The 24,635-nt window shown below is 37.9% G+C and carries 23 protein-coding genes; 22 read left to right on the top strand and 1 reads right to left on the bottom strand.

Annotation, left to right across the window (positions count from 1 at the left end):
- The first annotated feature begins 30 nt into the window (after positions 1–30).
- Positions 31–1,887, top strand: coding sequence for an ATP-dependent zinc metalloprotease FtsH (gene ftsH / locus QBE53_13510; GenBank protein WZL80808.1), 1,857 nt, complete (start codon positions 31–33; stop codon positions 1,885–1,887).
- A gap of 71 nt (positions 1,888–1,958) precedes the next feature.
- The gene (gene yfcE / locus QBE53_13505; GenBank protein WZL80807.1) at positions 1,959–2,513 is read left to right on the top strand and encodes a phosphodiesterase; all 555 of its coding nucleotides are present in this window, start codon (positions 1,959–1,961) and stop codon (positions 2,511–2,513) included.
- Here the strand turns inward: yfcE and QBE53_13500 are convergent.
- On the bottom strand, positions 2,503–3,330 hold the full coding sequence (locus tag QBE53_13500; GenBank protein ID WZL80806.1) for a DUF1189 family protein: 828 nt from the start codon (positions 3,328–3,330) through the stop codon (positions 2,503–2,505). The two genes, yfcE and QBE53_13500, sit on opposite strands and share 11 nt — an antisense overlap.
- A 168-nt stretch (positions 3,331–3,498) precedes the next feature.
- Here QBE53_13500 and QBE53_13495 point away from each other — a divergent pair, with 168 nt between their 5' ends.
- From QBE53_13495 to glmS, 20 genes are all read left to right on the top strand, one after another.
- Positions 3,499–4,638 (top strand): class I SAM-dependent RNA methyltransferase, encoded by a 1,140-nt coding sequence (locus tag QBE53_13495; protein WZL80805.1) that lies wholly within the window; start codon positions 3,499–3,501, stop codon positions 4,636–4,638.
- Between the two features lie 15 nt (positions 4,639–4,653).
- Positions 4,654–6,285 (top strand): lectin like domain-containing protein, encoded by a 1,632-nt coding sequence (locus QBE53_13490; GenBank protein ID WZL80804.1) that lies wholly within the window; start codon positions 4,654–4,656, stop codon positions 6,283–6,285.
- Positions 6,286–6,300: 15 nt separating this feature from the next.
- Positions 6,301–7,230, top strand: coding sequence for an alpha/beta hydrolase (locus QBE53_13485; protein WZL80803.1), 930 nt, complete (start codon positions 6,301–6,303; stop codon positions 7,228–7,230).
- Positions 7,217–7,579, top strand: a complete 363-nt coding sequence (locus QBE53_13480) for a NusG domain II-containing protein (GenBank protein WZL80802.1) — start codon at positions 7,217–7,219, stop codon at positions 7,577–7,579. The genes QBE53_13485 and QBE53_13480 overlap by 14 nt, the downstream gene beginning before the upstream one ends.
- Positions 7,563–8,087: a Gx transporter family protein gene (locus QBE53_13475; protein WZL80801.1), complete on the top strand. Its 525-nt coding sequence runs from the start codon at positions 7,563–7,565 to the stop codon at positions 8,085–8,087. The genes QBE53_13480 and QBE53_13475 overlap by 17 nt, the downstream gene beginning before the upstream one ends.
- A 19-nt stretch (positions 8,088–8,106) precedes the next feature.
- Positions 8,107–10,413 carry an N-acetylmuramoyl-L-alanine amidase family protein gene (locus QBE53_13470; protein ID WZL80800.1) on the top strand — a complete coding sequence of 769 codons (2,307 nt, stop codon included), beginning with the start codon at positions 8,107–8,109 and terminating at the stop codon, positions 10,411–10,413.
- 6 nt (positions 10,414–10,419) lie between these two features.
- Entirely contained in the window at positions 10,420–11,409 is a 990-nt protein-coding gene (locus tag QBE53_13465; GenBank protein WZL80799.1) for a biotin--[acetyl-CoA-carboxylase] ligase, read from the top strand.
- A gap of 15 nt (positions 11,410–11,424) precedes the next feature.
- Positions 11,425–11,766, top strand: a complete 342-nt coding sequence (locus tag QBE53_13460; protein WZL80798.1) for a DUF6145 family protein — start codon at positions 11,425–11,427, stop codon at positions 11,764–11,766.
- 74 nt (positions 11,767–11,840) lie between these two features.
- Positions 11,841–12,452 carry an ECF transporter S component gene (locus QBE53_13455; protein WZL80797.1) on the top strand — a complete coding sequence of 204 codons (612 nt, stop codon included), beginning with the start codon at positions 11,841–11,843 and terminating at the stop codon, positions 12,450–12,452.
- An 85-nt stretch (positions 12,453–12,537) separates the two neighbouring features.
- Positions 12,538–13,308 (top strand): type III pantothenate kinase, encoded by a 771-nt coding sequence (locus tag QBE53_13450; protein WZL80796.1) that lies wholly within the window; start codon positions 12,538–12,540, stop codon positions 13,306–13,308.
- Between the two features lie 8 nt (positions 13,309–13,316).
- Positions 13,317–14,273, top strand: coding sequence for a tRNA dihydrouridine synthase DusB (gene dusB / locus QBE53_13445; protein ID WZL80795.1), 957 nt, complete (start codon positions 13,317–13,319; stop codon positions 14,271–14,273).
- A 118-nt stretch (positions 14,274–14,391) separates the two neighbouring features.
- Positions 14,392–14,871, top strand: a complete 480-nt coding sequence (gene greA, locus QBE53_13440; protein ID WZL80794.1) for a transcription elongation factor GreA — start codon at positions 14,392–14,394, stop codon at positions 14,869–14,871.
- Positions 14,872–14,913: 42 nt separating this feature from the next.
- A complete protein-coding gene (gene lysS / locus QBE53_13435; GenBank protein ID WZL83314.1) occupies positions 14,914–16,392 on the top strand; it encodes a lysine--tRNA ligase in 1,479 nt (492 codons plus the stop codon).
- 142 nt (positions 16,393–16,534) lie between these two features.
- Positions 16,535–17,437: a MerR family transcriptional regulator gene (locus QBE53_13430; GenBank protein WZL80793.1), complete on the top strand. Its 903-nt coding sequence runs from the start codon at positions 16,535–16,537 to the stop codon at positions 17,435–17,437.
- A 185-nt stretch (positions 17,438–17,622) separates the two neighbouring features.
- Complete coding sequence (locus QBE53_13425) at positions 17,623–18,012, top strand: hypothetical protein (GenBank protein WZL80792.1); 390 nt, start codon at positions 17,623–17,625, stop codon at positions 18,010–18,012.
- Positions 18,013–18,026: 14 nt separating this feature from the next.
- Positions 18,027–18,959: a hypothetical protein gene (locus QBE53_13420; protein ID WZL80791.1), complete on the top strand. Its 933-nt coding sequence runs from the start codon at positions 18,027–18,029 to the stop codon at positions 18,957–18,959.
- Positions 18,960–18,990: 31 nt separating this feature from the next.
- Positions 18,991–19,875, top strand: coding sequence for a diadenylate cyclase CdaA (cdaA, locus tag QBE53_13415; GenBank protein ID WZL80790.1), 885 nt, complete (start codon positions 18,991–18,993; stop codon positions 19,873–19,875).
- Positions 19,853–21,115 (top strand): CdaR family protein, encoded by a 1,263-nt coding sequence (locus QBE53_13410; protein ID WZL80789.1) that lies wholly within the window; start codon positions 19,853–19,855, stop codon positions 21,113–21,115. The genes cdaA and QBE53_13410 overlap by 23 nt, the downstream gene beginning before the upstream one ends.
- A gap of 169 nt (positions 21,116–21,284) precedes the next feature.
- Positions 21,285–22,634 carry a phosphoglucosamine mutase gene (gene glmM, locus QBE53_13405; protein WZL80788.1) on the top strand — a complete coding sequence of 450 codons (1,350 nt, stop codon included), beginning with the start codon at positions 21,285–21,287 and terminating at the stop codon, positions 22,632–22,634.
- A gap of 9 nt (positions 22,635–22,643) precedes the next feature.
- Positions 22,644–24,482, top strand: coding sequence for a glutamine--fructose-6-phosphate transaminase (isomerizing) (glmS, locus tag QBE53_13400; GenBank protein WZL80787.1), 1,839 nt, complete (start codon positions 22,644–22,646; stop codon positions 24,480–24,482).
- Positions 24,483–24,635: the final 153 nt, after the last annotated feature.

The raw sequence follows: 24,635 nt of genomic DNA, 5'->3' as shown, positions 1-24,635 counted from the left end.
AATCGAACTCAATTGGAAGGAGAAAAAGATATGAAGAAATATATGCGTGGATTTAGTTTTTACGCACTACTGATTCTCATTTTGCTATTTGCTCTTATTCTTACAAATCCGACAAACGAACAAATGGCAGATAATTATGGTGAATTAGAATTAATGAAGGATGTCGAAGCAGGGCGAGTGGTACGTGTTGAGATCACTCAAAATCAAGAGATTCCTACAGGTGTTCTTCGTGCTTATTTTCAAGATGGAAAAGAAGAAAGCTTTTATGTTCCTAATACAACCGTCATGGGAACAAAAATTGCTGAAACCGGACAAGAAATTCCGATTCATTATTCGGATGTACAGCGTCCAAGCTTTTTGATGAGTATTTTACCATCAATCATTATACTGATTGCCGTTGTGTTTTTGTTGATGTTCATCATGAACCAGGCACAAGGTGGCGGTGGAGGATCCAAAGTAATGTCTTTTGGAAAATCTAAGGCAAAAATGGTTGTGGATGAAAACAAAAAGGTTACATTCCAAAATGTAGCCGGATTAGAAGAAGAAAAAGAAGAACTTGAAGAAGTGGTTGAGTTTTTAAAAAGCCCTAAGAAGTTTGTAGAATTAGGTGCAAGAATTCCAAAGGGAGTTGTTCTAGTTGGACCTCCGGGAACAGGAAAAACTTTGTTGGCAAAAGCTGTGTCCGGAGAAGCCGGAGTACCGTTCTTTAGTATTTCTGGTTCTGATTTTGTCGAAATGTTTGTTGGGGTCGGAGCTTCACGAGTTCGTGACTTATTTGAACAGGCAAAAAAGAATGCGCCATGTATTGTGTTTATCGATGAGATTGATGCAGTAGGTCGTAAGCGTGGAGCTGGACTTGGTGGTGGACATGATGAGCGTGAGCAGACACTGAATCAATTGTTGGTTGAGATGGATGGATTTGGCATTAATGAAGGTGTCATTGTTATTGCAGCTACAAACCGTGTTGATATTCTTGACCCGGCGCTTTTACGCCCAGGTCGATTTGATAGAAAAGTATATGTTGGACGCCCAGATGTTAAAGGCCGTGAAGAAATTCTAAAAGTGCATGCTAAAGGTAAGCCTTTATCAGACAATATTAATTTACTTGAAGTGGCTCAGACAACAGCTGGTTTTACCGGAGCTGACTTAGAGAACTTGGTTAACGAAGCGGCAATCTATGCTGCGCGTGAAAACAAAAAAGTTATTGAACAAGAGCATATGCGTCAAGCATTTATTAAAGTTGGAATCGGAACAGAAAAACGATCCAGAGTTATTAGTGAAAAAGAAAAGAGAATAACAGCGTATCATGAAGCGGGACACGCAATTATTCATCATGTGCTAGAAGAAATTGATTCCGTACATAGTATCTCAATTATACCAACAGGATTTGCTGGTGGATATACAATGCCTCTACCTAAGGCAGATGAGATGTACTTAACAAAAAGAAAAATGGAGCAAGAAATTGTTGCGCTTTTAGGCGGTCGAGCTGCTGAACAATTGGTGTTAGATGATGTGACAACAGGTGCGTCTAATGATATTGAGCGTGCAACAGGTATTGCGAGAAATATGGTGGTTCGATATGGAATGTCTGACGTACTAGGACCGATTCAGTACGGAGGAGACAATGATGAAGTGTTCATCGGACGTGACTGGGGACATACCAGAAACTATGGTGAAAATATCGCGGGTATTATTGATGGTGAGATCAAAAGAATCGTTGGTGACTCTTTTGAAGAAGCGAAGAGACTTCTTGAAGAACATATGGAAGTATTGCACCGTACAGCAAAGCTGCTTATGGAAAAAGAAAAAATTGATGGCGAACAATTTGAAAAATTGTTTGATGTATTAGAGGAGCCAGAAATAGCACCGGAAATTTCACCTGTATAAAAAAATAAGAAAAATGACAAATGGATAACCCTTAGACATGTGCTAAGGGTTGTTTTATTAAGGAGGTACTTATGAAAAAAATAATGTTCATATCAGATATTCACGGATCGGCAACCTGTGTAGAAAAAGCCATCAAAGCTTATAAAAAAGAAAAACCGGATGTTTTGATTGTTCTTGGCGATATACTTTATCACGGTCCGAGAAATCCTCTTCCAGAAGGATATGACCCTAAGGGTGTTATTAAGCAGCTTAATGAGTTACAAGACGATATTATAGCGGTTCGAGGTAACTGTGATGCAGAAGTGGATCAAATGGTGCTGGACTTTGATATTATGCAAGGTGAAGCGAGATTGTGGATAGACGCAACCCAAATATTTGCAACCCATGGACATCTCTATGCAAATCAGCCTCCACAAAACTTAAAAAGTGGCAGTGTTTTTATTCAAGGACATACCCATGTTCCGATAGTAAAAAAAACAGAGCAAGGCGTGTGGCATGTTAATCCGGGATCAATTACGTTACCCAAAGAAGGACATCCAAAAACATATGCTATCTTTGAAGACAAAAAAATAACAGTCAAAACCATAGAAGGCGACTGTTATATTGAACAAGATCTTAGAGTGTAGGCGGTTCGCTGTGGGTATCCTTATATGCCTTCATTCCTTTAGAAAGTAACAGAGAGCTTGGCAGATAGAAAGTTAAAAAAGGCAATAATGAAGAAATCCAAGGACTCAGATGAACTATAGGTGTAAAAATTAAGATCAATGCGATGATTTCGGTGAGAAGGATACCAATAGTCATGGAGTATAAAACCATCTTATATATACCGGCATTTGTTAAGGTGATGATTTGATTCATACTTCGCATCATGATCCCGAGTAAAAACAAAAACAAACTCTTAAACATCGTTCCGATTATGATAAAGATAATGCTAAAGAGGATGACCAAGGGAACCAAAAATGAAGATAACGTTTCCATATATGCAATCAAGTCCATCTTGTTAAAGTCTAGCCCGGTTAAAAGTGAAAGATCATAACGTACAGGAGAGTTACCGATAGTCGATATGTATATGGATTCTGGTTGGAGTAAATAACCGGCTTCATATCCGGCCAAATCATTAATTGTTTTTGTATTGGTCGGGTCAACGATAAAGACATAATAGTCATCAAAATCATAGACAATCGGATCATCGCGATCAATCGAAAAACGTCCATTGGAAAAAGAAAAATCAGGGAAAGAATCGGATTTTGCTACAGTAATGGCTTCTTTTAATTGATTGTTGCTTAGGATTCCTTGAATCAACCCTGATACTGAACCGACAATACTGATAATCAAAAAAATGTAAATGAATGCTTTGGATAGTTTTTCTGAAGTGACGATCACGTAAAATTCAGAAGAATGTATCGAACGTAGAATTCGATCAAAAAAATGCTTTAGTTTCATAGTATACCTCCGTATGTTTCAAACTCTTTACTATTGTATCCTTGTTTATAAAAACTTACAAGTAATTTTTAGACCATAACATTGTGCATCTTTAAAAGATAACGTATAATATATATCATGGTTTACAACTATAGCATAAATAAATATAAAATCAAGAATGGAGTACCAATGAAAATATATAATATAACTGCCCCATGCATGTTTGGGCTGGAAGCAATTGTAAAAAAAGAAGTCAAGGATTTAGGCTATGAAATCGTAGGCGTTACAGATGGGCGTGTTACCTTTCAAGCAGATGCAAGGGGGATTTGCCGTAGTAATATCAACTTACGTGTAGCCGAGCGGATTTTAATTGAAGTTGATGACTTTAAAGCAACAACCTTTGAACAGCTTTTTGATAAAATTAAAGGGATTGCTTGGGAAGAGTATATTCCAAAGGACGGCAAGTTTTGGGTAAAAAAAGCGAACTCAATTAAATCGAAGCTTTTTAGTGCAAGAGATATTCAGTCTATTGTAAAAAAAGCAATCGTAGAGCGCCTAAAAGAAGCCTATAATACGGATGTAATTGAAGAAACGGGAGCCTCATACCCTATTCGTATTTTTATCAAAAAGGACATGGTTAATGTAACCTTAGATACATCAGGCGATGGATTGCATAAACGCGGCTATCGTAAGATGATTGCCAAAGCACCAATACGTGAAACTCTAGGAGCGGCCTTAGTGCTATTGTCTCCATGGAATAAAGACCGTATATTAGTAGATCCGTTTTGTGGGACAGGTACGATTCCTATTGAGGCGGCAATGATTGGAGCTAATATTGCCCCGGGACTTAACAGAGAATTCGAGGCAGAAGAGTGGACAAATATTATTCCTAAAAAATATTGGATGGATGCAGTGAATGAGGCAAATGACGCGATTGATCATAATGTGCAGCTAAATATACAAGGGTTTGATATTGACTATAAAGTCGTTAATGTTGCAAGAGATTGTGCCCAAAATGCATATGTAGAAGACTATATCCATTTTCAAGATCGTCCTTTAAGTGAATTCAAGACAAAAAAACATTATGGTGTAATTGTGACCAACCCACCATATGGTGAACGTCTGGAAGATGCATCTACAGTGGCAACATTATATAAGCAAATGGGAAATGTTTTTGAGCCTTTGACGGACTGGAGTATTTTTATCATTACATCTTTTGAAGAGTTCGAGCGCCATTACGGGAAAAAGGCGACTAAAAACCGTAAATTGTATAACGGAATGTTAAAATCATATATCTATCAATACCTTGGTCCAAGACCACCACACTAAGCGAGGAGAATAAAAGTGAAGAGAAGAATTTCAAGTTTGATGATTGCAATTATGCTGATCACCATAATGTATATGCCGATTGATGCCATAGAGGCTGGTCCTGTCATTGAGTATAATGGTAAATTGATTTCGTTCAATGACAATTATGGCTATCCATTTATTGATGAAAACAATCGGACGCAAGTGCCATTTAGACGTACATTAGAAGCGATAGGCGCAAGTGTAAGCTGGAATGCAAAAAAGCAAATGGCTTCAGCCGTCAAAGACGGAGTGCGGGTGGATGTTCCTATTGGAGCGATGTACATTTATAAAAACGGTGAAAAAATATTAAATGACACGCAATCGCGTATTATTGATAATCGTACCTATCTTCCTATCCGTGTGGTTTTGGAAGCTTTTGGCAGCACAGTGACTTGGAATGCTTCGGAACAAAAAGTTGTCATTACTTATGAAGAAGAGACCAATTTATTTACACGAATACCGGCAAAATATGATTTGCGCAATCATGGCAAAGTAACGCCTATAAGAAATCAGTTTGACACAGGTGCATGCTGGGCATTTGCCTCTCTTGGCGCTCTCGAATCAGCGCTATTGCCCAAAGAGACATGGGATTTTTCAGAAGACCATTTAAGTCTTGGACACGGCTACAATCTAAGTCAGGCAAAAGGTGGAAATTATATGATTGCCTTAAGCTATTTGACACGCTGGTCAGGACCGGTACTAGAAAAAGATGATCCGTTCAACGATAAAAAAACGAATGCACAGGCCCCAGTTATTAAGCACCTTCAAGAAGCGCAGTTTATACCTTCAAAAGACTATGCGGGAATAAAAGTGGCCATCATGGGGCACGCAGGGGTACAAAGTTCAATGCATGTATCGGACTTAACGTTTACTGCAAATACAGATTATTATAACCCGACAACAGCAAGTTATTATTATAATGGGAACAAAGCAATCAATCATGACGTCGTATTAATTGGATGGGATGACAATTACCCAAAAGAGAACTTCAATATTGAACCAAGACGCAATGGAGCTTTCTTAGCTAAAAATAGTTATGGAACAGCCTTTGGAAAAGAAGGATATTTTTATATTTCCTATGAAGATATTCAGATTGGCACACAAAACATTGTCTATACGCGTATTGATAATGTAGATAATTATGACAAAATATATCAGGCGGATTGGCTTGGTTTTGTTGGACAAATCGGATATGGTGAGGAGACGGCGTATTTTTCTAATGTTTATGAGACCCAAGGGCCAGAAGAACTTAAAGCTGTCAGTTTTTATGCGACAGATGAGACCTCAACCTATGAAATATATGTGGTCGATAACTATGAAAATACAGAAAGCTTTTTTGATATGCGTTTAATAAAACGAGGTAGCAAAACATATGGAGGATACTACACAGTAGATTTTGAGACACCAATTCCTGTGGATGGACGGTATGCGGTTATTGTTAAAATAACGACGCCAAACAGCGAGTATCCGGTAGCGGCTGAGTTTAAAAAAGAAAATTCTTGGATAAGCACAGTGAACCTTAAAGATGGAGATGGCTATATGAGTTATGATGGACTCAAATGGGATGACGTGGAAGAAACGTTAAATGCCAATGTTAGTTTAAAAGCATTCACCAATATTTTGTAATAAGGAGGAGATACTATGGAAAAACAAACTTGGGTTATTCAAGGGTCAAAAAATCAAAAGATATTTTTGAGACGATATAAAAACAAAAGCGAAGAACAAGTAAAAGGGATTGTACATATTTTACACGGTATGGCAGAGTATGGGGCAAGATACGGGCACTTTGCGCAGTTTTTGGTTGAACATGGTTATACCGTTTATATCCATGATCATCGTAAACATGGGAAAAGCCTTCAAAGAAATGAACGCGTAGGTATCTTCACCAATGATACATGGGAAGACATGATTGAAGATATTCATCATGTGCAAAAATTCATAAAATCTAACGAACCAGAGACGGCTCATATTATGTTGGGACACTCAATGGGATCAGTACTGCTACGCTATTATCTGACAGTTTATGGCGAAGAAGTGGACCGAGCAATTATTATGGGAACTGTGCACTCACATTTATTGGAAAATAAAGCCGGAGCCATTTTAAGTGCAGCATGCGAAGCGGTTGCGCCCTCTATACGCAATAAGGCTTTAGATTATTTGTTTGTTGGAAGAATGAACAAAACCTTTGAGCCTGCCGCTACAGAATTTGATTGGTTGTCACGTGATAAAAAAGTGGTGGACTGGTACATTAACAGTCCATTATGCGGGTACCAATATTCACCACGGTTTTACAAAGAATTTGCCAAAGGCTTGGATTATGTCTCAAATGAAGAGAATATCATAAAAACTCCACATATTCCTATTGCATTGATTTCAGGGGATATGGACCCTGTGGGACAGTTTATGGAAGGCGTTACGAGTGTTTATAATATGTATAAACGCTTAGGTTATGATGTGGATTTAAAAAGTGTTGCAAATGCACGTCATGAAATTCTCAATGAGATTAACAAAGAAGAAATTTATGAGCTTGTATTGAACTTAATAGAAGGGAAGCAGGATGAAAAAAGGTGACCTCGTTATTTTTGCCCTCATCATTATAGGCATTATTAGTGTGTATACATATAATGGGCGTCAAGGTGAAGATGATGTGCTAATCGTAGAAGTACGTATTGACGGCGAAGTGGTGGATCGTTTTAACCTAGAAGATGAGGTCGATAAAGAATATCATACGGAATATGGATTTAACCATTTACATATTCATGATGGCAGTGCTAGCATTATTGCTGCAGACTGTCGTGACCAAATTTGTGTGAACACAAAAGATGCAACAAAGGCTAGAGAGGCTCTTGTATGCGTTCCGAACCGATTCACAGTAGAAATTATCGGCGAAGGAGGGGATATTGATGTCATCTCACAATAAAGCCAGAAAAATTGTTTATATGGGGCTACTTATTAGCTTAGCTATGGCACTAAGCTATTTTGAGCGCTTCATTCCATTGCCCTATAATGTACCGGGCATGAAGCTAGGACTCGCCAATATAATTACAGTAACCTGTGTAGTGTACTTTAAAAAAAGTGAAGTGTTCTTGATTGTGATTAGTCGTATTTTATTAACGGCGCTCATTATCGGAAGCATGATGAGCTTTTTTTATAGTTTAGCAGGTGGTGTATTAAGTAGTTTAGGCATGGTGTTTGTTTATCACTTTTTTAAAAAATATGTGAGTACCATTGGAATTAGTGTTCTTGGAGGCGTATTGCATAATGTAGGTCAATTGCTTGTGCTTAGCGTTATTACAGGACGAACAACCATCGCATTATATTATGCGCCAATATTAATGGTTGCAGGTATTCTTACGGGTATTTTTGTAGGAATCACATCGATGTATTTCATCAAGCATGTAAAAGTTATTTTTAGATTTAACAGTTGACCTTAAGGAGAACATTTCTATGAAATATCGAATTATAGGAGTGCTCGTAATGCTTATTGTTATGAGTACTCAAGTTATATATGTGGACGCAGGGGACTATGCAGAAAATTTGTTTCTTGAATTTGACGGACAGATTTACAAATACCGTAATCGCCTAGTCACATTATCCATTGATGGAACACGCTTAGAGACAGGAGATATGCCGGCAATATTGTTTAACGATATTGCTTCCTCCACTTCCCATACGCTAGTGCCGGTTCGAGAAGTATTTGAGAGTCGGGCGATTGGTGGCGAAGTAAAGTGGGATACAAAGACACAAGAAATACGGATAACATATGAAGATACAACCGTCGAATTAAAGATTGATTCAAACATTGCCACGGTGAACGGTGAAGAAATTCCCCTGGACATGCCGGCAAAACTTATTCGTGATCGAAGCAAGGACAATGCCAAGACAATGATTCCTCTTCGATTTGTATCTGAAAATCTGGGTTTTAATGTGGACTGGGATCCGACGACCTATACAGCACTGATTAGCACATTTGCGACAAAAGCACCAAATGACGGTGTTGATGATGGACAGATAGACAACGAAGGTGTGCTTGATGAGGATGAGACCATTGACGAGGAATTAACACCTTCAAAACCTAGTGATTTAGGTGAAGAGAGTGTAGACCGTATTGACGGGAATAATGCAAAACGGCCGTTGCCGACAGACTTGTCGAATAATCCTGTTGTCTTTAAAGGTGATGAGGATGGACAAACGATTGAGACCATTAAAAGAGAAAAACATCCACTCGCGTATATTAAAGATGTTGATTTTGATATGGACGCATTATATTTTACCATCAATGTTGATGGTAAAATTACGGATATACAAGATTATATGTGGGAAGGCAAATATATACTCGAAGTGGAAAATGCGGACTTTGACCGCTCGAGTATGAATATAGATTATCAGCGTAATCCCATTGCCGATGAAATTCGTATGGGGCGACATACGGATGAAGACGGTACAGCGTATGGAAAAATTGTTTTTGATTTAAAAGAATCAGGATATCAATTTTTTGTAAGCTTAAACCCGGAGCGAAATCAAATATACGTAAAACCGATGAATAGTTCCATTGCTAATATTACGCTAGGGCAAAATGAAAAGGGCGATTTTGTTGAAATTGGTGGAGTTAATGCGCGAGGTGTTCAAGCTTTTCGTTTAAGCAATCCATCAAGAATTGTCTTTGACATTCCAAATACTGTAACGCCTTTTGGATATCAAGAGGCTGATGCCGAGGGACAATATGTTACCAACATTCGAACGTCACAGTTTGATGCGACAACAACACGGATTGTTTTGGATGTTGATGGTCAGCCGGACTATGAGATTGTAGAACTAGATGGGCAGACGACACGTGTGCAGATTATGGAGCCGGAATATGAACACATTGCTTATGATCGTACAGATGATGTCCCAACGGTTATCATTGAAAAAGATATAGAAGAAGTTGATGGAGTCAAATACACCGATCGATACCAAGACCGAGAATATATCATAACGATACCTGGGGATTATCGCTCTCACTTTGGTAGTGGTTTAGTCAAAGTCAATGACGGTATTATTGATAATATTAGTGTGAAATTAAACGCGTCCGGAGATACAGAAGTGACTATTAAAACAGCGACTATTTATGAATTTAGAGTTCAAGAAGATGAAAAAGGTATTGCCATTAAAGCGTATAAGCCGACAGAACTCTATGAAAAAGTCATCGTCATCGACGCAGGACATGGTGGTAATGATCCGGGAGCGCTAGCAGCTGGAGGTCAATATCATGAGAAGGACATTAATCTTGGTGTTACATTAGAACTAAAAAAACTCCTTGATCAACACCCGGATATCAAAGTTTATTATACGCGACTTTCAGACGTTCGCCCTTCACTTGAGCAACGATGCGTATTAGCCAATGAAGTTGAAGCTGATTTCTTTTTAAGTATTCATTCGAACACATTTAAGCAATCCTCATACCGAGGTACGGAGACGTTGTATTTACCTGGAGGCGATACACCGGGATTAAATGCTTTTGAACTGGCTGAGGTGGTTCAACGCACCTTCACAGCAAATACGCTTTTCCCGGATTACAAAATTAAGCAACGGGATAATCTTTATGTCCTAAATGGAACCAATATGCCCGCAGTTATTTTAGAAATGGGCTATATGAGTAATCCAGAAGATTTGAAAATACTGACAGACCAAAGTTATTATGATGAAATAGCGAAAGGGATTGAACTATCGATTCTAGAAACCTTCCGCCTTTATCCAACGGGAAGAAAGTAAGAAGATATGAAAAACAAAGATAAAATACTTGACTTGCTGATGAATGCAAGCACATATATATCAGGGGAAAAGATGAGTCAGCTCATCGGAATTAGTCGTACAGCGATATGGAAAAATATCAAACGGCTAAAGGAGGAAGGCTATCAGATTGATTCTGTAAGCAATAAAGGGTATCGACTTATCAAAGAACCGAATTTGCTTTCAAAAAGTCAATTGCTACACGCCCTTAGAGCCTATGGATTTACTTATGTTCAGCTTGATGAGTCCCTGGATTCGACAAACCTTGAAGCAAAACGTAAGGCAGAGCAAGTATCAGGGAATGGATGCTTTGTAGCCCGAGAACAGACAGCCGGACGCGGACGCCGAGGAAGAGCATGGCAATCACCAAAAGATAGCGGATGCTATGTAAGCTTATTGTTACGTCTTGAGATTATGCCTTCTGAAGCATCCATGGTTACACTTATTGCCGGACTGGCGCTTGCTAAGACACTTAATCGTTTGTATGATGTGGATGCAAGGATAAAATGGCCCAATGATCTTGTGATTCAAGGAAAAAAAGTGGCTGGAATATTAACGGAAATGAGTGCAGAGATTGATGCAATCAACTACTTAGTTGTTGGCGTTGGCATGAATGTATCTCAGGAGAGTTTTCCACCAGAACTTCAAGAAAAAGCAACATCGTTGACATTGGCTTGTACGTCTAAAAAGTTTACATTCGATCGATTGGAGTATATTCAGTTATTTGCTTCAGAATTTATGGGGGCGATGGATATGTTTTTAAAAACAAAAGACTTAGCATTTATGCAAGAAGAATATGAACAGCTTTGCCTTAATGTAAAAGGCGATATTCGTATTGAAGGGCAATCCCATTCTTTTACAGGAATAGGAAAAGGGATTACAAAGTATGGTGAACTGTTAGTATTAAATACTCAAGGAGAGACGATCAAAGTCAATTCAGGCGAAGTATCGGTTCGAGGAATTTATGGGTATGTATAGAAAGGTTGTATAACAATGGAAGAATATTTTATGGACAATGCGCAGTATGATCAGGGGGTTATTTTAGCTGTATCCAATAGCTATGACAAATTATATTATTTTAACGAAGATTTTGATGCGTTGCCTGAAGCCATTCAAAAAGAAATTCAAATTATGATGGTTATGCATACAGAAGAAGTGGGCGGTATGCTCATTATGGGATTTGACGTTGACGGACAATTGTTTATCAAATCAAAGGTTAAAGATTTTGATGGGTATCACGATGAGATTGGTTCCCATTTAAAAATCAAACAGTATCTCATTGAAAAAGAAGAACTGTTTGATGCACTTCAAGAATTTTACAATTGTTTTTTTTAAGATTTTTGTTATAATAATTAGGTACTTTATTAATATGTCTTGTATCCATTATGGAACGAGAACAGGAGGAAATTATGAATATTCGATCAGAAACAAGGAGACTCACTTTTTTAGGTGTTATGTTAGCCGTTACATTTATTTTGTCGGTGACACCCATAGGGTTTGTTCCCCTAGGAAGTGTTAGTGCAACAATTGTTCATGTGCCAACCATTATCACAGGTATTGTCTTAGGTCCTTTATACGGCTTAGTAATGGGAACCTTTATGGGCATCATATCACTTTTTAATGCGTTGACTCGGCCAGTAACAGCGTTAGACCCGCTATTTATTAATCCATTGGTGAGTGTATTACCAAGGATGGCCATAGGTGTTGTCGCTTACTATACCTATAGCTTAACAAAAAAAATTGCAGGGTCCAAAAAAGTCGGACAAACAATTAGTGCGGCTGTAGGCGGCATTTTTGGAAGTATGACCAATACTATCTTAGTACTTTCTATGCTCTACATTATTTATGTAAAAGATTTGATGCAGATGTATGGAATTGATACAACAGGTGGCATTCGCGCAATGCTTTTTACCATTATCACAACAAATGCAGTGTTAGAGGCTATTGTTGCAGGTGTAATCACAACAGCGATTGTGGTGACATATTTTGCGGTCAATAAATCGAACTTGATTAAAAAATAAAGGAAGTACCTGTAAAGTATAATTAGAATAAGGAGAGTCATCTGACTCTCCTTATTCTAAGAAAAAAATAGAAAGAAGTGATAGCATGTTGTTAGTCATTGATGTTGGAAATACCAACATTACATTTGGAGTATTTAAAGAAGAGGAACTCGTTGCGCGTTTTCGTATGCGAACACAGTCAGAAAAGACATCCGATGAGTATGGAGTCTTTATTGTGACGGTACTTAAAGAATTCAAAATCTATGCCCGTGAGGTCAAAGATGTTATTATATCGTCAGTTGTCCCTGATATTATGTATTCATTTACCAATGGTATACGCAAGTATTTGAACAAAGAGCCTATGATTGTGGGACCGGGGATAAAAACAGGTATATCCATTCATACGGACAACCCATCTGAAGTCGGTTCGGATCGAATCGTGGATGCTGTTGCAGGGTATAAAGAGTATGGTGGACCAATTATTATTATTGATTTTGGGACAGCAACTACCTATGATGTTGTGACAGAAAAAGGTGTGTTTGAAGCAGCAATAACGTCGCCGGGTATTCGTATTATTGCAGATTCATTATGGAAAAAGACAGCCAAACTTCCGGAAGTGGAAATTAAAAAACCGTCTAGTATTCTTGCAAAAAATACGATTACAAGTATGCAGGCAGGATTAGTTTATGGCTATATTGGACAAGTAAAATACATCATTGAACAAATCCAAAAAGAGATGAATATGGAGATGAAAGTCGTGGCAACGGGAGGCCTTGGACGCATCATCATTGATTCTATGGATGATGACTTGATATATGATAGTGAATTAACCTTAAAAGGATTAAAGTATATATATGAGAAGAATGCTAAAAAGTAGGAGAATCCATGAAAATCGGAAACATTGAGTTAAAAAAAGGTCTGTTGTTAGGACCAATGGCTGGCGTGACGGATCGCGTATATCGTCAATTATGTCAAGAACAAGGGTGTGAATTAACCTTTACAGAGATGGTCAGCGCCAAAGCAATTAGCTATGGCAATCAAAAATCAAAGCTTATCTTAGAAATAGGTCAAGACGAAGAACAAGTAGGGGTACAGCTTTTTGGCAATGATCCTTATATTCTCAGTGAGATGGCTAAAAGGATTGACCATGATGGTATTTATTGTTTTGATGTCAATATGGGCTGTCCGGTACCAAAAGTTGTAAACAACGGTGAAGGATCAGCACTTATGAAAGACCCTAAAAAAATTGGTGCTATTGTTAAGGCGCTGGTTAATGCAGTAGATAAACCGATAAGCATAAAAATTCGTTCTGGGTTTTCGCCAGAACAGATTAATGCAGTGGAAGTCTGTAAAATTGCTGAGACAGAAGGTGCCTCTATGGTAACGATTCATGGACGAACCAGAGAACAATATTATAGTGGTACAGCTAATTGGGATGTTATTGCCCAAGCTAAGGCAAGTGTCTCGATTCCTATTATCGGTAATGGAGATGTTGTTGATGGGGATTCGCTAAAAGCGATGCTAGAACATTCAAAATGTGATGGTGTGATGGTTGGACGTGCGGCGATGGGAAACCCATGGATTTTTGCTGAACTAAGTGCTGCAATCGATGGGAGCACATATATACCTCCAACGATTGATGCTGTCATTCAAATGATTCAGCGACACAGTCAAATGTTGATTGAATATAAAGGAGAATACATTGCTATGCGAGAGATGCGTAAGCATATTGCGTGGTATACCAAAGGGTTAAAAAATGCAACGAAAATTCGAGCAGGTATTAATCGGGTTGAAAGTATAGCAGATGTTCATGAGATTTTAGAACAGCTCAAAAACGCCTAAAGCTGTTTTTATATAAGGGTTTGACAAGGAGAGTAGATTAAGTTATAATACTACGAATATATCATATTGTAGCTGGTGCGCATGCGCACCCCTATAAGAAAGACGAGGTGTAGTAAAAATGCCAGACAAGAAAAATATTCTGACGTATAATGGGTTAAAAGCTTTAGAAGACGAGTTACAACACTTAAAACTTGTAAAGCGAAAAGAAATTGCAGAAAAAATTAAAGAAGCAAGAGCGCAAGGCGATTTATCCGAAAATGCCGAATACGACTCTGCAAAAGATGAACAAGGTGAGATTGAAGCACGTATTGTTGAATTGGAGAAGATATTAAAAAATGCCGAAGTAATTGATGAAGACGAAGTTGACTTGAGTATGGTAAGTATTGGTTGCAAGGTTCGCTTGTATGACCTTGAATTTGAAGAAGAACTTGACTATGCCATTGTCGGCTCAACCGAAGCGGATCCTTTAAAAGGTAAGATTTCCAATGAATCGCCAGTCGGGGCAAAATTACTTGGGGCAAAAGAAGGCGACATCGTAGAGATTGACTTAAAAACAGGTGGAACAGTAAAGTTTAAAGTATTAGAGATACATAGATAAATAAAATAAAAAGGAGTGCATAAAGTGTCTGAAAACAATAGTATGAATCCAGAAGGTCAAGAGTTAAATGAACTGCTTCAAATTCGTAGAACGAAACTTGAGGAACTTCAAAATAAGGGGAAAGATCCTTTTGAGATTACTCAATTTGAAGTAACACATAAAAGTGAAGACATACTTGAGAAGTTTGATGAGTATGAAGGTGCACAAGTCAAGGTAGCAGGTCGTATTATGACGAAGCGACTCATGGGAAAAGCATCTTTTTGCCATATTCAAGACCGAGATGGACAGATTCAGTGTTATGTTCGTAAAGATACCATTGGTGAACAAGACTATGAAGAATTCAAGCACTATGACTTAGGTGATATTGTTGGAATTGTTGGTGATGTTTTCAAAACCCAAAAAGGAGAGATTTCGGTAAAGGCCAAGAAGGTTGTATTATTGTCTAAGAGTCTTCAGATTTTACCGGAGAAGTTCCATGGGCTAAAAGACACGGATACGCGCTATCGACAAAGATACATTGATTTAATTGTGAACCCGGATGTAAAGAGTGCATTTACAAAACGATCACAAATTATCAAGGAAATTCGAAAATTCTTAGACGCAAGAGAGTACTTAGAAGTTGAGACACCGGTTCTTACTGCTATCCCTGGTGGTGCTGCGGCAAAACCTTTTAATACACATCATAATGCGCTGGATTTACCGATGCACTTAAGAATATCTCTTGAGTTGCCGTTAAAGCGACTGATTGTTGGTGGGTTTGAACGTGTATATGAAATTGGACGCGTGTTTAGAAATGAAGGATTATCTGTACGACACAATCCTGAGTTTACATTGCTTGAATTATATGAAGCGTACACGGACTATCATGGTATGATGGATTTAACAGAAAGCTTGATTCGTACTGTGGCGCAAAATGTATTAAATGCTACGACAGTAACGTATGACGATGTCGATATTGATCTAGGAAAACCATTTGAACGCTTAACAATGGTTGATGCTGTGAAAAAATATGCGAACATTGACTTTGATACGATAACAACGGATGAACAAGCACATGCATTAGCAAAAGAGCATCATGTTGAGGTAGAAAAGCATTTCAAAAAAGGTGAGATACTTAATGCATTTTTTGAGGAATTTGTAGAAGAACATTTGGTACAACCTACGTTTATTATGGACCACCCAGTGGAAATATCTCCACTTGCAAAACGTAAACCGAACAATCCGGAATATACGGAGCGTTTTGAATTGTTTATTACAAAACGTGAATTTGCAAATGCCTTTTCAGAGCTAAACGATCCGATTGATCAACGCAAGCGCTTTGAATATCAGGAACTACTTCGCGAAGCAGGAGACGAAGAAGCCAATCAGATTGATGAAGACTTTTTATTGGCTCTTGAATATGGTATGCCACCGACAGGAGGCTTGGGAATCGGTATTGACCGTCTGGTCATGCTATTAACCAATTCCTATTCAATTCGTGATGTTTTGTTGTTCCCAACAATGAAGCCAATCGAAAAATAACAAAATATCAATACACATAATGTATAAAAACCATGAAAGCGTATGTATTTCATGGTTTTTTTTGGGTTTTATGATAAAATATATAAAAAAGCTTGACCTTCTATGAGGTGTAACCCTTATATTATAAGTGGAGGTGGATAAAATGATGGAAAACAAAATAAATATTAATCAAGTTGAAAAGATGACCAATGTATCTAAACGTAATCTTCGCTTTTATGAAAAAGAAGGATTGCTTTCACCGGAGCGAAATGAAAAAAACGGCTATAGAGTATATGGTGAAAAAGATATTTGGACCATTAAAGTCATTAAAATGTTTCGGATGTTGGATATGCCTTTAGACGAGATTAAAGAAGTACTTGAAAATGAGCAGACATTGGAACAGGCTTTATCCAATCAAAAGCTTCGTCTTGAAGAAAAGGCGAATGCATTGCAGGCGGCTATACAATTTTGTGATCAACTAAAAGGGCGAAGTAAAGAGATTCAGACGCTTAACGTAGATCAGTGCCTAGAAGAGATGGAAGATAGAAGTAAATTTGGATTTTTTACTTCTTGGGTTCATGATTACAAGCAATTACGTGAGCTCAATAAAGAGCGAGATTTTACCTTTATGCCAAACGTAGCCATAACAAATGCCCGTGGTTTTTCCGATGCCTTGTTTGAGTATGCGCAAAAAGAGAATGTGGATATTGTTATCACCAAGGAATCGATGTACCCCGAATTTACCCTAAATGGTGTGGAGTACACAGCGGAACGTTATTATAATAGTGTCCGTGGAATACCTATTGCACATGTACACTGCTACACTAAAGACCGAGAGGTCCAATCTGAGGATATTCCTAAAGGACGGAAAAAAATTTTATGGCTCTTGCATAAATATTGGTTAGTTCCTGCATTGATTTTTATTGATATCATATTGATTTGGAAGGTGTTCTTGCCAATGGAACCCGCCATTGAAGAGTGGGTTATTCCAGTAAGCCTTATCGCCATGCAAGGTGCAGGACTCTACCGAATGTACTTGTTCCACTACAATGAAAAGATCTATTAATGCTAAAAAACATGAATAGGTACATAAGCCAAATGATATATTTACCCCTCGATGCAAATCGATATATCATTTGGCTTTTTTTCTGTCATCAAATTGTAATGTTATTGGTAGGGCTTTTTCTTGTATAAGAGAAGAAATATGATATAATGGTAATGATGCAAAACGCTAAGAAAAGAGGTAGTTCCATGGTTAATGAAAAGAAAATTATACTAATGACAAAGCTAGCCTCCTATGAGAAGAACCAAGGAAAGAAAGATTTGGAGATTACGCAACGCTTGAAGAATGATTATATTTCTTATAATGGATTTGTAACTTGCGTTCTTGTAACGATTGCACTCATCATCATTTTAGGGGCAGATTTTGCAGTAGCATTTTTGGGAAATATGGCAACTTTTACGGATTTTGATTTTGTCGGAGTCGGTATCAACTATTTAGCAATATGGGTATTTACGATGGTGGTCTATGCATTCGTTAGTGGAAGAATCTACCGCAATGAATATAACGATGCATACATGCGCGTCAAAGAATATGAAAAAGAATTGAAAGCTTTAGAACAGTTTTCAAAAAGCAAGTAGTCGGGAGGAGCACGATGACACGTTTACTAGAAATTAAAGCTATTATGGTAGCTTTATATAAGAGATTTGATTTTATCGTTAATTTGGTTGGAAAATTTATTGTTGCACTGATTATATTAATGCGCTTAAACGCATTTTTGGCATATTCACCTGCATTGTCAAAGATTACCATTAATATTGCATTGGCATTGATGGCGGCTTTTTTACCTGGAAGCTGGTTTTTATTACTATTGATTTTTGTAGTCGCTATTCAACTATTTAGTGCGTCGATGGAAGTAATGTTGATTGTTACATTACTTATGATTGCGGTTTACTTGCTCTTTGGTCGCTTACAACCAAAGTATAGCTATTTTATTATTATTGTACCATTATTAGCCAGTATCAACATGGTATATATTGTGCCTTTATTCGCAGGATTGTTCTTTGGACCGGGAACGTTGATTCCTATTGCTGTTGGACTGGGGGTCTATCAGTTCACAAAATATATTCCGGGACTTATGGATTTAAGAGTAGACGGTGCAACATTGTTTGAAAGTCCAGATATTATTTTAGATATGTATGGCTATTTGTCCAATGTATTATTAAATGACAAAGGGTTACTTTTAATGATTTTTGCATTTTCAGCAGTTATTGTGGTTATGTATTTTGTAAAAAAATTACAGATAGATTATATCTGGTATATCACAATTGGTGTAGGCGCATTAACATATATTATTATCTATAGTATTGGTAATGTAGTTTTAAACACACAGCTTGGACTTGTATGGCCAATCCTTGGAACGATACTTTCAGCAGGACTTGTTGGAGTTATGCAATTCTTCAAGTTTAGCTTGGATTATAAAAGTGCTGAAAGTCTTCAGTTTGAAGATGATGATTACTATTATTATGTGAAGACCATTCCAAAGGTTAAAGCCGTAAGAACGCACAAAGAAATTAAACGATTATAAGAAGTGATTTAAGATTGATTGAGGTGGCGCAATGACGTCGATAAAAGATTTACTTGAAGCAATTTATGAATTTATGTATCAATTACCGACCATCAAAGTCAAAGACTTGATTGAAGTTTTCATCATCGCATTTGTTATCTATGAACTGATGCTTTGGGTACGAGGGACACGTGCATGGACATTGTTCAAAGGCATTATTGTCTTAGGGATGGTATCGGCAATTGCAACAATATTTGAGCTTAATACGATTTTATGGATTTTCAGCAAAACTATAAATGTAGGTATTATAGCTCTGATTATCGTGTTTCAACCTGAATTGCGACGTGCCCTTGAACAGCTTGGGCGTAAAAACTTTTTAAACTCAATCATTTCATTTGATGATAATAGAGATAAAGAAGGCGGGCTTGATGAGACAATTATTTCAGAGATTGTAAAAGCTGTCTTTGAAATGTCGAGTGCGAAAACAGGAGCCCTCATTGTTATTGAACAAAAAGAGCGGTTGGATGAATATGAAAAAACAGGGATAAAAATCGGTGCTTATGTGACAAAACAAATTCTTATGAATATTTTTGAACATAACACACCACTACATGATGGAGCGGTTATTATTCGTGGCAATCGAATTGAGGCGGCGACATGCTACTTGCCACTATCAGATAACAAGTCCTTAAGCAAAGAATTAGGGACGAGACATAGAGCCGGGTTAGGGATATCCGAAGTATCAGACGCTATTGTTATTATTGTATCTGAGGAAAACGGAAAAGTATCTGCTGCTCTAGGTGGAAATCTTGTACGTGGAGTTGAAGCAGAATATTTAAAAAACAAACTATTACATCTATACCTAAATTCAACAGAGAAAAAAGCCTTTAAATTGTGGAAGGGGTGGCCTAAAGTTGGTAGAAAAGATAACGAATAACTTAGGGTGGAAGCTGCTTTCAATCATTCTTGCATTTTTAATTTGGCTCATTGTGGTTAACTATGAAGATCCGTTGACAACACGAGTCATTGGTGATATATCTGTGGAAAAGATTAATGAAGAAGCCATAACATCTGAAATGAAAGCAATTGAATATAGAGAAGGCGAGACAATATCGGTTCGTGTTCGTGGAAAGCGTTCTGTAGTAGATCGGATGACGAGTCGTGATGTTCATGCCTATGCAGATTTAGAAAAAAAATCTATAACGGGAGCGATAGACATCCAAATAGAAGTTCCAGATGGTGTTACAGTGATTGATAAAATGCCAAGTGTGATGATGGTTGACTTAGAGAATATCATCACGGTACAAAAGGAAATTCAATACTATATGGAAGGAGAGCCAAGTGAGAATTACGTATACTTGGATCCGGTTATCTCCCCGAATAACATTGAAATACAAGGACCGGAATCTAAGATTGGTCTCATTAAAAGCGTGCTTGTACCGGTCAACATAGAAGGGGTTGTACGTGATGTGACACTATATAGTACCCCTCAGATTATTGATGATAACAATAATATCATTCGAGGCTTAAGTAAGAGTATAACACAAGTACAAATTCAAGTTCCGATTGATAAAGTGAAATCAATTGATATATTAACGGATTTAAATAATTTGGCTGCGGAAGGATATGAAGTTGTTGACATATCGTTGAGTCAGGACAAGCTTAGAGTGCGTGGCGATGAAAACGATATTGATGCAATCAAAAACATAACGATAGCGGACATTGGAATGACACAATTGACACAGACAACAACAGTTACAGCTAATGTTGCGGATTTATTGCCTTTAGGTATTTATATTCATAACGACATTCAAAGTGTTGAGGTTGTAATCCAAGTTGAACCGATATTAGAAAAAACAGTTGAGATTAATTCAGGCGACATAACGCTTAGACGACTTCCTGAGGATATGCAATTTGCCTATGTAGAAGAAACAACAGGGTATGCGGTGACGTTTAGAGGATTACAGTCTCAACTTGAAAATGTGACGATAGAGCGTATTTCTCCAAGCCTTAATGTAGATAACCTAGAGGAAGGGATTCATGAGGTAGAGTTAAATATCTTCATTCCTTCTAACGTTGAATTGGTTTCTGAACGTCCAAGTATATTAATTGAGTTAACACGAAGCATAACAGAAGCTCCGATTATTGACGAAGAGTCGGAGGAACAACTAGAGTAGATAAGGTGAACAATAAATAGACATCAAATCTTTTGAAAGTGTATGTGTACCATTACAGAAGTGGTATATACCATAGGAGATTTGATGTTCTTTTTTCGCCTAAATAAATTGCAGTTTAGCTGGTACATGATATAATTAAACCTGTGAAAAAAATGAAAGGAGAACGTAGATGGGGATATTATTTGGAACCGATGGCGTTAGAGGTGTTGCGAACAAAGAGCTCACAGTAGATTTAGCATATAGATTAGGACAGGCAGGTGCCTACGTATTAACGAAGGAGAAGAGCCATAAGCCAACAATCCTTATTGGAAGAGATACACGATTAAGTGGCGAAATGTTAACGGCGGCTATGATTGCAGGGATTTGCTCGGTTGGAGCCAATGCGATATCCATTGGAGTGGTGCCAACTCCGGCAGTAGCATATTTGACGCGAGAATATGAGGCAGATGCAGGTGTTGTTATTTCCGCATCCCATAATCCGGTGGAATATAATGGAATCAAGTTTTTTAATAGTGCAGGGTATAAACTATCAGATGCCCTTGAAGAAGAGATCGAAGCGATTATCAATAATAACTGTGAAGGCATTGAATTACCCATAGGTACAGGGATAGGGCGTGTGCAATATCGATTTGAAAGTATCTATGATTATATTCGCTATGCAAAACGACAAGTGAATCATCGATTTGACGGTTTGAAGGTCGTCATAGATTGTGCTAATGGCGCATCCTATGTTTCAGCACCTGAAGCGCTTAGAGAGCTAGGAGCTGAGGTTGTGATTATTCATAATGAGCCAGATGGAACGAATATCAATAAAGCATGTGGATCAACACATATGGAAGACTTGAAGGCATATGTTATCCAAGTCGGAGCTGATATTGGATTTGCATTTGATGGAGATGCAGATAGATGCTTGGCTGTTGATGAGCATGGACGATTAGTTGATGGTGATCAACTCATGGCTATTTGTGGAAATTATATGAAAAATAAAGGAACATTAAAAAAAGATACCATTGTCGGAACAGTTATGAGTAACCTAGGCTTTACCCTTATGGGACAAGAGCAAGGCATAAATATTGTTCAGACTCAAGTCGGGGATCGCTATGTATTAGAGCGAATGCTAGAAGAAGATTATAACATTGGCGGAGAACAGTCAGGACACATCATCTTCTTGGATGAAAACACCACAGGTGATGGCTTGTTAACGGCACTACATGTTCTTGAGGTCGTTAAAGATACAGGGAAAAAACTGTCTGAATTAGCATCCATTATGAATGTATTACCTCAAGTGCTTGTTAATGCCAAAGTAACGACAGAAAAAAAATATGCATATCAAAACAACCCTACCATTGTAGAAGCAATTGAACAACTTGAAGAAAAATTTGCAGGAGAAGGTCGTGTGTTAATACGTCCATCAGGAACTGAGCCGTTAGTGCGTGTAATGATTGAAGGCAAGAACAAAGCTGAACTTCAGCGCGATGCAAATGCACTTGCAACTTTAATTGAAGAATTGTTAAGTTAGGAGCCTATTATGTGTGGAATTGTTGGATATATCGGAAATAAAAAAGCCACGCCTTTTCTAGTCGACGGACTAAAAGCATTAGAATATCGAGGCTATGATTCGGCAGGGGTGGCTGTTTTTGATGAAACCATTGAACTTGTTAAAACAAAAGGGCGACTAAAAGATTTAGAAATCTGTCTAGAAGCACAACCGTTGTCAGGAACTATGGGAATTGGACATACACGGTGGGCAACACATGGGGAACCTTCTTATGACAATGCACATCCCCATATGAATACTGCAACAGATATTGCAGTTGTTCATAATGGAATCATTGAAAACTATTTAGAAATCAAACATGAACTTCAGAAGAAGGGCTATATGTTTGCTTCAGAGACTGATACAGAAGTTATCGTTCATCTAATCGAAGATACCTTAAAGCAAGAAGTGCATGAAGACTTTTTCTCGGTAGTTATGGCTGCGACAAAAAACTTAAAAGGCTCTTATGGGTTAGGGGTCATTTCACATCAAAACCCTGACCAGATTATTGCAGTTCGAAAAGACAGTCCGTTAGTAATCGGACTAGGAGAGCAAGAAAACTTCCTGGCATCGGATATTCCTGCACTTTTAAAATATACGCGGAATGTGTATTTTTTGGAAGATGGCGAAGCGGCTATTTTAACCAAGGATTCAGTAAAAATATTTGATGAAAGCAAACGTGAATTGAAAAAAGAAGTTTTTACGGTAACCTGGGATATTGACGCTGCAGAAAAAAGTGGCTATGATCATTTTATGCTAAAAGAGATTTTTGAGCAGCCAAAAGTGATTAAAGACACGTTAAATGGTCGATTGTCTCATGAATCTGTCGAGGTTGTTTTAGATCAGATCAAAATCGACGAAGAAGTCCTAGCTAAAGTGAATAAGATATACATTGTCGCTTGTGGTACGGCGTATTATGCAGGCATAATTGGAAAAGAACTAATTGAAAAAATTGCACGTGTTCCGGTGGTAGCAGAAGTGGCATCGGAATTTAGATATAAAGATCCAATTCTTGATGAAAATACGTTAATGATTGTTGTGTCCCAGTCGGGGGAGACAGCAGATACTTTAGCAGCGCTTCGAATGGCAAAACAAGCGGGAGCTAGAGTTATGGCCATTGTCAATGTTGTTGGGTCAACGATATCACGAGAAGCGCATGATGTATTATATACAAGTGCCGGACCGGAGATTGCGGTAGCTTCGACAAAAGCATATTCTTCTCAACTAATTGCCATGTATCTATTATGCATGCGTATGGGAAGGATATTAGGAAAGGTAAGTGATCAGGAGTTTAATGAATTTAAAGCGGCTCTTCTTAAGCTACCTGACCAGGTTCAACATATTTTGGACCGAAGTGATGAGGTTAAAGCATTAGCACAAAAGCATAAAAGCATGAAGAATATATTTTACATTGGTAGAGGTCTAGATTATGCAGCTTCACTGGAAGGCGCATTAAAAATTAAAGAAATTGCCTATTTACATGCAGAAAGCTATCAAGCAGGAGAACTCAAACATGGTCCGATTGCATTAATTGAAAAGGGGTCTGTCTTGATGGGGCTTTTGGGGCAAGAAGAGTTGATGGAAAAAACAATTAGCAATATTAAAGAGGTCAAAGCGCGAGGCGCAGATGTTATTGCTATTGCCCTTGAAGGCAATACAATGGCTGAACACGTTGCAGATGATGTGTTTATGGTTCCTAAGACCCATTGGATGCTTACTACGTTACTTGTTAATATCCCTCAACAACTTTTTGCATATTATATCTCATGTGGATTAGGACATGATGTTGATAAACCGAGAAACCTTGCAAAATCAGTAACAGTTGAATAGAAGAAGTCAAAGACCAAGGAAGTCGTATAGATCGCCTTGGTCTTTTTTTGATCTCCAGGAAAGTCTTACTTTAGCTTTCAGCTTTAAAACTTAACAGAAAGCGTCAAGGACTGCTGTTAATAATAGAAGGGGTAATAGATACAGACATTCGAT

The sequence above is a fragment of the Vallitaleaceae bacterium 9-2 genome (assembly GCA_038396585.1).
Lineage (GTDB): Bacteria > Bacillota > Clostridia > Lachnospirales > Vallitaleaceae > UBA1351.
Note: the sequence above shows the minus strand (reverse complement) of the source record. Positions and strands in the feature narration are given on the sequence as shown.